General features: G+C 33.3%; 14 protein-coding genes and 1 tRNA gene. 6 read left to right on the top strand and 9 right to left on the bottom strand.

Annotated features, from left to right (window positions below; translation table 11 throughout):
* Positions 1 to 19 precede the first annotated feature (19 nt).
* Positions 20 to 1135, bottom strand: coding sequence for a TolB family protein (locus tag TD29_RS05925; protein WP_040279561.1), 1116 nt, complete (start codon positions 1133 to 1135; stop codon positions 20 to 22).
* 72 nt (positions 1136 to 1207) lie between these two features.
* Between TD29_RS05925 and TD29_RS05920 the strand changes: the two genes are divergently transcribed.
* Entirely contained in the window at positions 1208 to 2449 is a 1242-nt protein-coding gene (locus tag TD29_RS05920; protein WP_040279560.1) for a M28 family peptidase, read from the top strand.
* A 103-nt stretch (positions 2450 to 2552) separates the two neighbouring features.
* Positions 2553 to 2945 (top strand): DUF4345 domain-containing protein, encoded by a 393-nt coding sequence (locus TD29_RS05915; RefSeq protein WP_040279559.1) that lies wholly within the window; start codon positions 2553 to 2555, stop codon positions 2943 to 2945.
* On the opposite strand, the gene TD29_RS05910 is transcribed toward TD29_RS05915, so the two are convergent.
* From TD29_RS05910 to TD29_RS05895, 3 genes are all read right to left on the bottom strand, one after another.
* Positions 2929 to 3132, bottom strand: coding sequence for a hypothetical protein (locus TD29_RS05910; protein ID WP_040279558.1), 204 nt, complete (start codon positions 3130 to 3132; stop codon positions 2929 to 2931). The genes TD29_RS05915 and TD29_RS05910 overlap by 17 nt on opposite strands.
* Positions 3133 to 3346: 214 nt before the next feature.
* The gene (locus tag TD29_RS05900) at positions 3347 to 4741 is read right to left on the bottom strand and encodes a radical SAM protein (RefSeq protein WP_040279556.1); all 1395 of its coding nucleotides are present in this window, start codon (positions 4739 to 4741) and stop codon (positions 3347 to 3349) included.
* Positions 4731 to 5474, bottom strand: coding sequence for a prolipoprotein diacylglyceryl transferase (locus TD29_RS05895; protein WP_040279555.1), 744 nt, complete (start codon positions 5472 to 5474; stop codon positions 4731 to 4733). Before TD29_RS05895 ends, TD29_RS05900 begins: the two co-directional genes overlap by 11 nt.
* Positions 5475 to 5560: 86 nt before the next feature.
* Between TD29_RS05895 and TD29_RS05890 the strand changes: the two genes are divergently transcribed.
* Both TD29_RS05890 and dusB read left to right on the top strand, forming a co-directional pair.
* Complete coding sequence (locus TD29_RS05890; RefSeq protein ID WP_040279554.1) at positions 5561 to 6247, top strand: hypothetical protein; 687 nt, start codon at positions 5561 to 5563, stop codon at positions 6245 to 6247.
* A 97-nt stretch (positions 6248 to 6344) separates the two neighbouring features.
* Positions 6345 to 7337, top strand: coding sequence for a tRNA dihydrouridine synthase DusB (gene dusB / locus TD29_RS05885; RefSeq protein WP_040279687.1), 993 nt, complete (start codon positions 6345 to 6347; stop codon positions 7335 to 7337).
* A gap of 59 nt (positions 7338 to 7396) precedes the next feature.
* On the opposite strand, the gene TD29_RS05880 is transcribed toward dusB, so the two are convergent.
* Together TD29_RS05880 and rbfA are read right to left on the bottom strand one after the other, a co-directional pair.
* A complete protein-coding gene (locus TD29_RS05880) occupies positions 7397 to 8530 on the bottom strand; it encodes an ABC transporter permease (protein ID WP_084203403.1) in 1134 nt (377 codons plus the stop codon).
* A 75-nt stretch (positions 8531 to 8605) separates the two neighbouring features.
* On the bottom strand, positions 8606 to 9004 hold the full coding sequence (gene rbfA, locus TD29_RS05875; RefSeq protein WP_040279552.1) for a 30S ribosome-binding factor RbfA: 399 nt from the start codon (positions 9002 to 9004) through the stop codon (positions 8606 to 8608).
* Between the two features lie 183 nt (positions 9005 to 9187).
* On the opposite strand from rbfA, the gene mce reads away from it, so the two are divergent.
* The gene (mce, locus tag TD29_RS05870) at positions 9188 to 9592 is read left to right on the top strand and encodes a methylmalonyl-CoA epimerase (RefSeq protein ID WP_040279551.1); all 405 of its coding nucleotides are present in this window, start codon (positions 9188 to 9190) and stop codon (positions 9590 to 9592) included.
* Between the two features lie 87 nt (positions 9593 to 9679).
* A tRNA-Ile gene (locus TD29_RS05865) sits at positions 9680 to 9753 on the top strand.
* Between the two features lie 122 nt (positions 9754 to 9875).
* Here the strand turns inward: TD29_RS05865 and TD29_RS05860 are convergent.
* From TD29_RS05860 to TD29_RS17815, 3 genes are all read right to left on the bottom strand, one after another.
* On the bottom strand, positions 9876 to 11252 hold the full coding sequence (locus TD29_RS05860; protein WP_040279550.1) for a sugar porter family MFS transporter: 1377 nt from the start codon (positions 11250 to 11252) through the stop codon (positions 9876 to 9878).
* A gap of 59 nt (positions 11253 to 11311) precedes the next feature.
* The gene (locus tag TD29_RS05855; RefSeq protein WP_040279549.1) at positions 11312 to 12133 is read right to left on the bottom strand and encodes an endonuclease/exonuclease/phosphatase family protein; all 822 of its coding nucleotides are present in this window, start codon (positions 12131 to 12133) and stop codon (positions 11312 to 11314) included.
* A 247-nt stretch (positions 12134 to 12380) separates the two neighbouring features.
* On the bottom strand, positions 12381 to 14147 hold the full coding sequence (locus tag TD29_RS17815) for a DUF4886 domain-containing protein (protein WP_052466989.1): 1767 nt from the start codon (positions 14145 to 14147) through the stop codon (positions 12381 to 12383).
* Between the last annotated feature and the right edge of the window lie 38 nt (positions 14148 to 14185).

The following is a 14185-nucleotide window of genomic DNA, read 5'->3' as shown; positions in this document are numbered from 1 at the left end:
TTTTTCAAAGGTATTGAGGTTAATCTTGCCACTCTGCAATAAACAAGTTTGTATCGCGTCCACCTCCATTATTACGATTAGATGAAAAAGCTAAATATTTTCCGTCATTAGAAAACACTGGAAAAGCATCAAATGTTTCACCATGAGTGACACGTTCTAGGTTTTTACCATCAATATCAATTAAGTATAAATTAAAGGGGAAACCACGTTCTGCTTCAAAGTTTGAAGAGAATAAAACTTTATTTCCTGAAGGATGAAAAAACGGACTCCAATTTGCGTTTCCTAAATCGGTTAACTGACGTAAATCACTTCCATCCGCATTACAAATGTATAATTCCATTTCGGTTGGTTCAACTAAGCCTTCAGCTAATAAATCTTTGTATTCTTTAATTTCTTTTTCTGTTTTAGGACGAGAAGATCTAAAAATAAGTTTTGTTCCGTCAGGAGAAAAGAAAGCACCACCATCATAACCCAATTCGTTAGTAATTTGTTTCACATCGCTACCATCAATATTCATAGTGTACAATTCTAAATCACCACTTCTTGTTGAGGTAAATACAATTTTATCACCTTTTGGAGATACTGTAGGTTCAGCATCGTAACCAACTTCATTAGTTAATTGCTTTACAATATTACCTTCTAAATCGGCCACAAAAATATCGTAGCTATCGTAGATTGGCCAGATGTATTTCCCGTTTTTACGTAAAGGTGTATCGGGACATTCCTTTTGCTCTAAATGTGTAGAAGCATAAATAATATGTTTATTATCTGGTAAAAAATAAGCGCAAGTTGTACGACCTTTTCCTGTAGATATCATTGGAGGCGCAATACTGTCTGTAAATGTTTGGTTAGCATTCATCAAAAACATTTGATCACAATTGACGTTCCATGCTTTACTATTAGATTGAAAAACCAATTGCTTATCATCAAAACTCCAATAAGCTTCAGCATTATCTCCACCAAAAGTGACTTGCCTAATGGCTTTAAAATGTTTTTCTTCAGGATAGATTAACGCGTCTTTACCAGCTTCTAAAACTTCAGTTTGTTTCACTTTTTTTTCTTCGGAAGCTGTTTTAGGCTCGTTTTTACAGCTCAAAACTGCAAATGCTATTATGGCTAAAATAGTGTATTTCATAAATTCTGTTTCTACTGTAAGGTTGTAGGTATGATTGAATTATTTACTTAATTTTGTGTAAAATTAAGATATATGCGTACTAATTACCTAATTATTGTCATTTTTTTGACGGTTTTGACGGCTTGCAAGACAAATTCCGAAGAAAACATTAAATCAGTAACAATTAAAGAAGATGTCGCCTTTTTGGCAGATGATAAACTAGAAGGACGCCAAACAGGAACCGATGGTGAACTTAAAGCAGCAAACTATATAGCAAAACGTTTTGAAGATTTAGGCCTAGAAGAAAAAGGTACTAAAGGTTATTTTCAAGCGTTTTCATTTAAGCCAAAAACTGATCCGCATCAAGAAATAAACTACACTGTTGTTGATGGAGATAGTACCATTACAGGAACAAACGTCATTGGGTTTTTAGATAATAAAGCCGAAAATACAATTATTATTGGTGCGCATTATGATCATTTAGGTTATGGAGCAGAAGGCTCGTTGTTTAGAGGTGAAAAGAAAGAAATTCATAATGGAGCAGATGACAATGCAAGTGGAGTAGCGGTTTTACTCAATTTAGCTGAAAAGTTAAAATCGGCGAACACAGGCAACAACTATTTATTTATGGCTTTTTCTGGTGAAGAAATGGGATTATTAGGGTCTAATTATTTTAATAAAAATCCTACTATAGAGTTATCAAAAGCCAACCTAATGCTCAACATGGATATGGTTGGTCGTTTAAAGCAAGATAGTACGCTAGCGGTTTATGGTGTTGGCACATCTCCAATTTTAAAGCAAGTGATAAAAGCTAACAACTCTAAGTTTAAAATCATAGAAAACGAATCTGGTGTTGGACCAAGTGATCACACATCTTTTTACAATAGTGATATTCCTGTATTACATTTTTTTACAGGTCAGCATGAAGATTATCATAAACCAGGTGATGATACTGAGAAGTTAAATTACGAAGGGATGGCAACGATTTCATCTTACATTTTTGATATTATTTCAGATCTAGATGATAATGGTAAGTTACCTTTCAGAAAAACAAAAAATGAAAGCGAAGATGTACCACGATTTAAAGTTGGTTTAGGTGTCATTCCTGATTATCTTTTTGATGGAAAAGGCATGCGAATTGATGGTGTAAGTGAAGACAAACCAGCACAAAAAGCAGGTCTTGAAAAAGGAGATATTGTCATAAAACTTGGAGATAGTTTGGTGACAGATATGATGAGTTATATGCGAGCGTTATCTACTTTTGATACTGGTGATACAACAAAAGTGATTGTCAAACGTGATGACGCTGAGGTAGAAAAAGATATTGAGTTTTGAATTAGTTATTTGTCATTTTGAAGGAGACACGACTGCAGAATCTCTAATACATTAAAACAAAAAGATTCTTCGCTAGCGCTCTAAATGACATGAAATCATAAATATGCTAAAAACCAAACAAGACATCATCACTAAAATTCACTTATTCATCTCAGTATGTATTGTGATTCCTGTGGCTTTTGTGTATGGTTTTGAACCCAGTTTAAGTTTTGACATGTATGTTGAAACGGTTGATGAGCGCAATTTCCATAAAGCTATAATGGGTTTGTATTTGGGATTTTCTGTAATTTGGATTTTAGGCATTTTTAAGTCTCATTACCTCAAAACAGCACTTCTTACAAATATCATTTTTATGCTAGGTTTAGGTTTTGGAAGAGTATTGAGTATTATTCTTGATGGCCTACCAACATTTGGTTATGTGTTTGGTACCGTTGCAGAATTGTTTTTAGGCTTTTATGGTGTTTGGGTGTTAAATATTTTTAAAAACCACTCATAAGTGCACCGCAAAGCCCAAGGCTAATTATAGTATACACAACAGCAATAATAAAAAGTACTTTTGCTGCTTTTTTGTTTTTACCATAAACAGCGATACCAATTATAGTTAATAAAATTCCTGGGCCAAACATGATTAATAGTATCATGATAAACAAACCGTCAAAATTCATATTTGGTGATAAAAACATGGTTTCTAGTTGTTAAAAATTAAATTACCCCAAATTATAATACTCAAAAATGTGTATACTGTGGCAATTATTAAAATTATCTGTCCTCTTTTTTTATGTTTTTTAAGTTGAAATAATCCAATTAGAAATAAAAAAACAGGTAACAAGAGCAAAATCAAAACAATAATTATGAGAACTAGCGCATAACCATCTGCTCTATCTAGAATTAAAGATATCATTTAATTTCGTTTCTAAGTGCTTCTAATTTTGCTTTTTTATCATCGCGATAAAATAAATTCATGGTTTCAAAAGGGATAATTTTGTTGTCTTTATCAACGATATGCACACATGACTTTTTAATAGCTCTTACATCAAAATTATAAGCATCTATAAATTGCATAATGATGATTCTAAATAAATTATCATATCCCAACTCTGGCGCATCAATATTTGGTAAACAGCACATGATAGATTTAAGGTTTTCCTCAGCCTTTTCTACTGAATTTCCTGTACTAAACAACTCAATCATTTTGCCTTGTAATTGTTCGTCTTGCTCGTAAATAATAGTGTTTTTGCTATTATCTAACAAATCATTAGGATTTATATAGCGTGTTAAAGGGAATACTTCATCTCCCAATTTTAAAGCATAACCCATCACTAGAGCATCAGGATTGCAAGGTACTGGTAGCAAATCGTCACTATTAAAAATAGAGGTTTGCTCCATGATTTTACGTCGCACTTCGGTTAAGGTCATTCGATCTGTTTCTGGATCAAAATTATCTAAACGACCTGCTATTTGTGTAGGCTGAAATGTGACACCTCTAATACATTTTTGTTTTAAGGCATAGTTGATAATCTTTCCTATTTCACCATCATTCAATCCTTTTTGAAGCGTAACAACCAAAGTGGTTGATAGGTTTAAAGTGTTGAGGTTATCTATAGCTTGTTTTCTAATATCAGTTAAATCTGCACCACGTAATTCTCGTAACACAGCATTTTCAAAGGAGTCAAATTGAAGATAGATCTCAAAATCTGGAGCGTAGGTTTTTAGTCGTTCTGCGAAAGCAAAATCTTTAGCAATTTTAATACCGTTGGTATTGAGCATTAAATGGCGAATAGGCAGTGATTTTGCATAATCCATAATCTCCCAAAATTGCGGATGTATTGTTGGTTCTCCTCCAGAAATTTGCACCACATCAGGCTCCTTTTCATTTCTCACAATAGTATCTAACATGGCTTTAACTTCATCTAAAGTACGATGACGACCATAAGTGGGTGATGAACCAGCATAACACGTCGGACACGTAAGATTACAGCGATCTGTAACCTCAACAACCGTTAAACACGAATGCTGCTCGTGGTCTGGACACAAACCGCAATCATAAGGGCAACCATAATCGGTTTTTGTATTAAACGTATATGGTGTTTCACTAGGTTTATTATAGTTTCTAATGTTTTTATAATACTCAATATCATCAGCAATAAGGACTTTAGAATTCCCATGCTCGTTACAGCGTTTGAGCATGTACACGTTTCCGTTTTCAAAAACGATTTTAGCATCCACTCGTCGTAAACATTCTGGACATAAACTCATTGTAAAATCGTAGTAGGTATAGTTTCTAACTGGCATTGTTTAGTTTTTGAATTAAAAATTTGCTGTAATACAACCAACAAATTACACATAAAAGCTGAATTGTACTCAACCCAAACACATGAAAAACATTTGGCTTTAAAAATTCAATACCAAATCTAAATCCAAAATAGGCCAGCATAAAAAGCTTAAAAAGTTCTCCATTTTTCAGGTTGGCACGTTTATGTAGAAATTGTAATCCTAACCATAACATCACTAAAAAAATGAGTTCATAAAGCGAGGTTGGATGTCGTAAGAGACCGTCTCCTAAATCCATTCCAAAACTTGAAGTTGTTACATTTCCGTAGGTAAATTCATTAATACCAGAAAGGAAACAACCTACGCGACCAATAAAAATGCCTAGAATAATAGGGAAAACAAATAAGTCTCCAGATGAAGCTTGCTCACCAATAATTTTTTTAGCCAGCTCAACACCAAGCAAACCACCAAATAAACCACCCATAATGGTTTTGGTATTGAGAAGGTTTATAATATGTTCTGCGGAAAAATCAACTAAAGGGTTCTCGAGAATCCCAATGAAGCGAGAGCCAATCAAAGCACCTAAAGTTGCACCAAGGATGATAGATAACCGATTTCCAGAATTTATATGATCGTCACCTTTGCGACGTAAAATCACATAATATCGAAAGGCAATAAAAAACGCAAGATACTCTAATATTAAGTGAGTATTTAGCGTAATACCAAAGAGTTCTGGTTGGAATGGGATTTGCAATTTAAAATCAATTTATGGTTGTGAAACTAGGTTTTTGTATGAAAAATTCTAGATTTGTTAGATGTTAATATATAAAAACTCTATTTATGAAAAAATTAAAACTTCTTGGCACTTTATGTTTTGCTATTTTATTGACTGCTTGTAGCAGTGATGATTCTTCAAGTTCAGACCCTTCAGTTAATAATGATGACTATCTTTATTTTATTTCGGGTAAAGTGAATGGCGAATCGTTTGTTTATGGTCAATTAGAATCAGCTACAACTGCAGATTATTATTTATCCCTTTCTGGAAATTCTATCACAACAACCTGTGCTTATTATCCAGATACTGGAGGTTTAAATTATGCTATTGGTGTGTATCCTGAATTTGAAACTGAGAATAGACCAAGTATGTCTTTTGATTTTATTCGTTTTTATTTATGTGGATCAGAGGAGAGTGCTTCTCAAACTTTTAATGATGCTTTTCCTGTAAGTTATTATGATTATGCAGTGAGTGACCATGTTGTTTCTGGTTCTACAGGAGATGTAAGTGCACAATTTACATTTGATTCTACAGGTGATGTATATTATAGTTCATTAGGTGGAGACCAAACAGGAAGTACATTTGAAATTACAAGCTCTGTAAACAACAATGTTACATTTGGAGCTCAAACATTACAAATTGAGCAATTGTTAGAAGGTAATTTTACAATGAAATTATATAACGTAGATGATCCAAGTGACGTCATTGAAATTACAGATGGTCAATTTAAACTGCCAATACCTTTTGATTAATTAGAAAGTTATAAAATATTATAATTAGCCTCTACTTTAAGTAGAGGTTTTTTTTATGCTGAATAAAAACCCTAATTTTACGCAAAATAAATTGAGTTTGGTAAAAATAGGCGATATAGAACTTCCAAATTTTCCGTTGTTGTTAGCTCCAATGGAAGATGTTAGCGACCCACCATTTAGAGCATTATGCAAGGAGCAAGGAGCAGATGTGGTGTACACTGAGTTTATCTCTAGCGAGGGTTTAATTCGTGATGCGGCAAAAAGCGTGATGAAACTCGATATTTACGAAAAAGAACGACCTGTTGGGATCCAAATTTTTGGTGCCAATATGGAGAGTATGCTGCAAACTATTGATATTGTTGAGCGTTCTAACCCAGATATTATAGACATTAATTTTGGTTGTCCTGTAAAAAAAGTTGTGAGTAAAGGTGCAGGAGCAGGTATTTTAAAAGATATCTGCCTTATGGAACAACTCACTGCCGAGATGGTAAAACGTACCAATTTACCTGTAACCGTAAAAACACGTTTGGGTTGGGATCATGACTCTATAAAAATTGTTGAGGTTGCTGAGCGCTTACAAGATGTTGGTTGTAAAGCGATTTCTATTCATGGACGAACACGTGCACAAATGTATAAAGGTGATGCAGATTGGAAACCTATTGCGGCTGTAAAAAACAACCCTAGAATGCATATTCCTGTTTTTGGAAATGGCGATGTTAATACGCCTGAACGTGCTATGGAAATGCGAGACAGTTATGGTTTAGATGGTTGTATGATTGGTCGAGCTACCATTGGTAATCCTTGGTTTTTTAAACAAGTAAAACACTATTTTAAAACAGGTGAACATTTAGATCCAATTTCTATGGCAGAGCGTGTAGATGCGGCTAGACGACATCTTCAAATGTCTATTGATTGGAAAGGCGAACGCTTAGGTGTTTTTGAAACGCGACGTCATTATACAAATTACTTTAAAGGGATTCCAAACTTTAAAGAACACAGAATGAAAATGGTAACCAGTGACGACTCTAAAGATGTATTTGCTGCATTTGATGAGGTTTTAGAGTTATTTGGCGATCATCAGTTTTCTTGATATCGCTGAGTCATGAAGTTGATTTAGTACCTACTGATGACTGATTAATGCTTACATCGTTATCCTTTCACTAATTCTCGAGTTATGCGCTGCGATGCTAATTTAGATGCTAAAATTCCTAAAACAAAAATTGTTACCATAACAATTATAAAATTGATACCCTTAATTTCTACTGGATAAGGCAATGAAGGCGTTAGCATAATAAGAGCAAATTGTTGTTGCAAAAAGATAATTACAAACCCTAGAATTAATCCTATTGTACCAGCGAGAACAGTCATTAAACTGCCTTGTAAAAAGAAAATTCGTCTGATTTCTTTTGTTGTTGTTCCTAAATTAAACAGTGTGTTTAAGGAGGCTTTTTTATCTAAAATCATCATGATTAACGCACCAACAACATTAAAAAGCGCGATAATAATAACTAAAGTAAAAATAAGATAAACAGCCATATTTTCGGTGTTGAGCATTTTGTAAAGTGCGTCGTTTAATTGAGCTCTATTTTTGATGATGGCACGATTTCCAAAAATAGTTTTTAATGCTTCGGAAATTTTAACCTCGTTGGCTTCGTCTTCTAATTTTAGTTCTATTGATGATACTTGAGCTTCATCATAATTAAGAAGGTATCGTGCTGTGTCGATATTAGCAAAAATGTATTCGTTATTGAGTTCTACATTAATATCAAAAATGCCAATATTGTAGGCTAGTACGGAATTAAAAGCGCCTTTTACAGATGTGATTTGACCTTTTCCAGGTTTTGGGACATAGATTTTTTGATTTCTAGTGAGATCAAGAACACCAAAAGATAGTTTGTTAGAAATGCCTCCACCTGAAACAATTTGATTGGTGCCTGGTTCTAGCCAATTTCCGTAGTAAATCATAGAATCAATCGCAGTTACTTTGGTGAAGTTGTCATCAACACCTTTCATGGTAACGATTTGTTTTTTACCATCAAACTCTAAAATAACGCGTTCTTCAATGGTTTTAGAAAAACTGTGTATTCCTGGGATGTCATTAATTTTAAGAGCGTCTTCATTTGAGAACATAAAAGATTTTCCTTCACTAGGAAACACTTTTAAATCTGGATCTACAAAAGATGAAAATTCTAGACTAAAGTTTTTTAATCCTGCAAAACCTGAAAGCACAATAAACAGTGCAGCAGCGGCAATTACTGTACCAGAAGCTGCAATAATGGTCATGATATTTATAGAATTATTGCTGCTTTTAGAAAACAGATACCGTTTTGCTATGTAAAGAGCGACATTCAATTTATATTATTTCTTTTTGCGTTTCGCCAAGAGATCGGCTTCTTTAATTGGGTCTTCTTCACGTTTGAGAGAACGTTCAATACCGTCAATATATTCTAACGAGTCGTCAATAAAAAATTCGAGATTAGGCATGCGACGTAATTGATTTTTAGTGCGTTGCGCCATTTCATGACGAATTAAAGGTGTGTTTGAGCGAATGCCTTCAATGAGTTCTTTCCCTTTTCCGTTAGGAAAAACGCTGAGGTATACTTTTGCAACCGATAAGTCTGTGGTTACGTTAACTTTACTCACAGAAATGATAACGCCACGCATTCCGCCATCTGTAGCTGCTTTTTGTAATATATCTGCAAGATCTTTTTGTAAAAGTCCGCCAATTTTTTTCTGTCTTTGAGTAAATTCTTCCATAATTATAAATTTAAGTCGTTATGACATCTTCATCTGTACTTACTAATATAACGACTTTATCAAAAATAAAACCAGGTTTTGGTTTCCAACTGCAAAAATAGGCGATAATTAAGGATTATGTTAACTTTGAAACTCAAATATTAATGAGATTTCCGTTTTCACGGAAACTGAAAAGAGTTTCACATGGAAAAAATAGAACATATAGGTATAGCTGTAAAAGATATTGAAGCATCAAATGAGTTGTTTGGTGCACTCTTTGGAAAAAAACATTACAAAACTGAAGCGGTAGAAAGTGAAGGTGTCATCACATCTTTTTTTAAGAATGGACCTAATAAAATAGAGTTGTTACAGGCAACTAATGAAGATAGTCCCATTGCAAAATTCATTGAAAAAAAAGGAGAAGGGATTCATCACATTGCTTTTGCAGTTGCCAATATTGAAAAAGAAATTGCTCGTTTAAAAGGCGAAGGATTTAAAATGATACATGAAAAACCTAAGAAAGGAGCCGATAATAAATTGATTGCTTTTTTACATCCAAAGGCCACAAATGGTGTTTTAATAGAGTTATGTCAAGAGATTGACTCGTAAATTGCTTTAAATTCTTGTAGAGTTTTAAAATATGTAGTAATATTGCACACTCTTTTAAAAGAGAAAAGATTGATACTTGTATCAATTGGTCCCATAGCTCAGTTGGTTAGAGCACCTGACTCATAATCAGGTGGTCCTTGGTTCGAGCCCAAGTGGGACCACTTTAATTTACTATAAAGCCTTGAATATCATTTGGATAATCAAGGCTTTTTTTATTTAGTATTAAGTAATGCTTAAGTTTTTTATAAACGCATTTTTAATAGTTACACTTGCTTGGAAGATATTACTTCCAAAAGTCTTCAATCTCTTCAAGAGTTTTTCCTTTAGTTTCAGGAATAAATTTATACGTTACAAATACTATAATTAAAATAAAGGCTATAAAAATATAGTATGGCAATGAACCGTTCCATGCTGCGCTATTATTAACTTCACTTCCCATGACAACTGGAAAAGACTGTGAAACAACATAGTTTGCAGCCCATTGTGCTGCTACGGCAACAGACATGGCAACACTTCTAATTTTATTTGGAAACATTTCTGACAACAGCACCCAAACTACAGGTCCCATGGATAATGCAAATGAGGCAATAAAAAGTAAAACTCCAATTAATGATAACACACCAACACTATTTGTTTGCAAGGTAATTGCTAAAAGTAAAAAACCAAGAATCATTCCTGCAGAACCAATGTAAAGTAATGGTTTTCTACCAAATTTATCTACAGTAAACATTGCTACAAAAGTGAATACTAAATTAACAAAAGCCAATAGTATTTGTTGTGCAAGTACATCCTCTTTTCCAAAGCCAAGCGCTTTTTCAAAAATGTCTGCTCCATAATATAAAACTGCATTTATTCCTGTAAACTGTTGCAATACTGAGAGCACTGTACCAATGGCGATAATTACTAAAATTGCTTTAGCAAAATAATTAACTTTAATTCCATCATTAGTTTCATTTAGTGATGCTTTAATTTTTGCCATTTCCTCTAAAGCTATATCCTCTCCATTTATTTTTTTTAAAATGGTTAATGCATCTTCATCTTTTCCTTTTAGAGCTAACCACCTCGGACTTTTAGGAACAATAAATAATAACACTAAAAATAATATACTCGGTATTAATTCTGACCAAAACATACGACGCCATCCATATTGTATGTTTTCTGATTCACTTAAATCATTCCCAATAAAATATGTAGCTAAAAACACGACAAAAAACCCAATTACGATTGCTAATTGATAATAAGTTACCATACGTCCTCTAATATTAGATGGTGCTATTTCAGCAATGTACATTGGTGCATTCATTGACGCTACACCAATACCTAATCCTCCTATAATTCTAAAAACGACCAACATTGATACTGATTGAGGGAAAAGCTCTGGTAAACCCGAACCGTACGCAGAAACTGTAAAGAAGATAGCTGATATGATTAACGACCATTTTCTCCCTATTTTTATACTTAAAGGTCCTGCAATAACAGCACCAACAAAACAACCTAATAGTGCGCTTCCAACAACCCAACCTTTTAACCCATCACTCAATTCAAAATACTCTGTAAGATAAAATTGAGCTCCATTAATAACACCTGTGTCATAACCAAATAGCAAACCTCCTAAAGCGGAAACTGCAGCAATCAACAATAAGAATATACTTTTTTTCATTTTTTTTAATTTATTTATTAGCTAGTTTAAAGGTTTTTTTAAATTAGAATGATTATGATTTATAACATTATTTTTATTAATACTGGTAAATGATCTGAAAGATAATGCAGATTCCAATTATCACTTAAAACGGCATATTTAGAAACGCTAATAGTGTTACTAACAAAAGCATAATCAATACGTCGTGTTACTGGTTTATCAAACTGAAACCCATTAAATGTGCCTTCGGGTCCAAATACTAATGCTGCAATTTCTTTAGAGTCTCTCAATTCAGTTTTTATATGTGTAATACTTTCATGATCTGGCTCCATATTAAAATCACCAGTTAGTATTACTGAATGATTATCTTTATTTAATTCCTTAATTTTTTTAATAATTAATGGTACACTGTTTTTTCGAGCCTCTTTGCCAACGTGGTCAAAATGTGTATTAAAGATCCAGAATTTTTTACTTGATTTTTTATCTTCTAATAAAACATAGGTACACACTCTATTACAAACAGCATCCCAACCTATACTCACACTGTTTGGAGTTTGTGACAGCCAAAATGTACCCGAATTCATTATGTTGAACTTATCTGTTTTATAAAAAACAGCCGAAAATTCACCTTCATTTTTACCATCGTCTCGACCAACACCTACATAACTATAGTGTACTAAAAGACTATCCATGTCTTTCATTTGATTTGGCATCGCCTCTTGTACGCCTAGTACATCAGGTTCATAGAACTTTATTTGATTGGTAATAAATGCCTTTCTATTAGTCCAACTATTGTCTCCAACTTTTGGATAATCCAATTTGATGTTATAAGACATAACAGAAAAATTTTGGGCAGAACCAAAACTTGAAAAGGCTAAAACGATGACTATTAAATATTTCATATTAATAATTTATTTAATAAGTAAAACTCTATTTGTATTGAATTTCTTGTTACACTAAAAGCCTACAATAGTAAATAACATTACGTCTATTTAGCAATGTAATAGAGTAATAATGGTGTTTCTAAGTTTAAACAAAATAAAAGTCTCTTTAAATGAAGTTAGTGACGAAGCAATTTTTGTGTTCGAATGATAAAACCTAACAAAGGATAAACGAGCAAATAAAGAGACCTTATTTCATAATTACTGTCTACTGAGGTGTTATTTTCATTGCATTAATATAATAAAATTGATTCCCGTTAGTATTAGCATCACCTGCTGAAACTTTTAAAGTAATTTTACCGTCTGCATCAGCTTGTACATTAGAAATACAAACAGTATCTGTTGCATTATTTGCAGCATTTAAATTAGCCGTTTGCTCGGTAGCACCAACAACAGTATAATCAGTATCTCTATTATCACTTACGCCATTTCTTGAAGCAAAGAAACAAAACTCATAGGTGTCATTAGATTCAAAACCTGTGAATTCTATTATACTTTCTTCTAATGGAGGGTTTGAACCCCAAGCTAGTGCATGAGAATAATAATTAGAACGTGAAACATCATCAGACATATTGAAATCTGTTGTTGTAGAACCTGCGCCAGAGGTGTTATTTACACCTCTAAATCGAGCAGTCGTTGTAGCAGCGATGCCTGTAAAATCACCATTTGGATATAAAATATTTGCTATACCAACACCTTCTAAATGGCTTGAATATGCGTTCCAACCATCAGGATTATTTGAGCTAGCGAAATTGATAAAAACAGGCTCAGAAATAATACCGCTTCCTCCTGAGGTTTCATAATCGGTTAATACCGTAATTTCATTGGGATTTAACACTGCTTGATGTGCAGCTTGTTGTGCTAACTCTCTAAAATAAAGTGATATGCCATCAGCTTCATAAGTATTTCCAATTACCGATTCATTAAATAACATTTCATACCATGTACATGAAGCTGTATATTGACCTAAATCATTTAAATGATATCCATCACGAGTAAAACCATCACCTAAAAAACTGGTTCTTCCATTTTGAATTGCAGTTGCAGCAGGTATAACCTTATCAGTAGGCATTAAATTTACGGCTTGAGTGTAGGCTTGAGTGATGCCATCAAACATGGTCATTTGATCATTATTATAATTTGCAAAACCAGAGTGAGTTGAGTTTTGAGCATATGCCCACGTTTTATGTAATATGTACTTTGTGCATGGATTAGGATCATAACTCTTTACAGCATTATAAACAGTTGGTAGAGGATTTATAAAGGTGTTAAAAAGCCCAGATTCGTAACTAGCTTGTTGAAAGCTAATATAGTCCCAATTTTCATCATTTACGGCTTCGGAAATGGAAACACCTGAAGATACCGTACGTGTACCATCTAAATTAATTTTTCTATAACTATAACTGCTAGAATTGCTTGTAGCATTTGAAGCGTGTGTATCTAAATTTGCTGAACCTATATACATGTTTCCAACTATAACTTGTTTGCCTTCAGCATTGGCTATACCCCAAAAATACGCTTCTAAGGCATCTTCTGAAAAACTATTTCCAATGGCTAGGATTTTTAAAATCCCATCATTTTCGTCATCAATAGTTATCTCAACAGAAGCAGAAACTGCTCCATCATCTGAATCTAAACTCATAGTAACATTCCCTTCTGTAATGGTTTGAATTTCTACAGCAAAGGTTAAAGGGTCTACTGTGAAATCTACCATACCAGCAGGCTCTGCTGTCCAAGTATAGCTTCTTGCAGGAAAAATCACACTATTAAATTCAGGAATAATTGAATATTGGCAACTTGTTGCTAAGGTTAAATTGGCAGGTATTATAGCTTCAGTTTCTACATTTAATGTTTGTAGACTTCCTAACGGTGTAATATCATCTTCTTCACTACATGAATTAAGATTAATCAATAAGAGTACGCAAAAACAAAGTTGCGCCAACTTCTTTAATTTGTTGGTTGTTAGATTTTTCATAATTATAATTATTTAGTTAATATTCAAATTCAAATTAT

The organism is Psychroserpens damuponensis (assembly GCF_000826655.1).
GTDB classification, from domain to species: Bacteria; Bacteroidota; Bacteroidia; order Flavobacteriales; family Flavobacteriaceae; genus Psychroserpens; species Psychroserpens damuponensis.
Note: the sequence above shows the minus strand (reverse complement) of the source record. Positions and strands in the feature narration are given on the sequence as shown.

Excerpts from the sequence above, each read along its gene's own strand:
- TD29_RS05925 (WP_040279561.1), bottom strand. The coding sequence starts at position 1,135 with ATGAAATACACTATTTTAGCCATAATAGCATTTGCAGTTTTGAGCTGT.
- TD29_RS05915 (WP_040279559.1), top strand. The coding sequence starts at position 2,553 with ATGCTAAAAACCAAACAAGACATCATCACTAAAATTCACTTATTCATC.
- TD29_RS05920 (WP_040279560.1), top strand. The coding sequence starts at position 1,208 with ATGCGTACTAATTACCTAATTATTGTCATTTTTTTGACGGTTTTGACG.
- rbfA (WP_040279552.1), bottom strand. The coding sequence starts at position 9,004 with ATGGAAGAATTTACTCAAAGACAGAAAAAAATTGGCGGACTTTTACAA.
- TD29_RS05910 (WP_040279558.1), bottom strand. The coding sequence starts at position 3,132 with ATGTTTTTATCACCAAATATGAATTTTGACGGTTTGTTTATCATGATA.
- TD29_RS05900 (WP_040279556.1), bottom strand. The coding sequence starts at position 4,741 with ATGCCAGTTAGAAACTATACCTACTACGATTTTACAATGAGTTTATGT.
- mce (WP_040279551.1), top strand. The coding sequence starts at position 9,188 with ATGGAAAAAATAGAACATATAGGTATAGCTGTAAAAGATATTGAAGCA.
- TD29_RS05855 (WP_040279549.1), bottom strand. The coding sequence starts at position 12,133 with ATGAAATATTTAATAGTCATCGTTTTAGCCTTTTCAAGTTTTGGTTCT.
- TD29_RS05890 (WP_040279554.1), top strand. The coding sequence starts at position 5,561 with ATGAAAAAATTAAAACTTCTTGGCACTTTATGTTTTGCTATTTTATTG.
- TD29_RS17815 (WP_052466989.1), bottom strand. The coding sequence starts at position 14,147 with ATGAAAAATCTAACAACCAACAAATTAAAGAAGTTGGCGCAACTTTGT.
- TD29_RS05860 (WP_040279550.1), bottom strand. The coding sequence starts at position 11,252 with ATGAAAAAAAGTATATTCTTATTGTTGATTGCTGCAGTTTCCGCTTTA.
- TD29_RS05880 (WP_084203403.1), bottom strand. The coding sequence starts at position 8,530 with ATGACCATTATTGCAGCTTCTGGTACAGTAATTGCCGCTGCTGCACTG.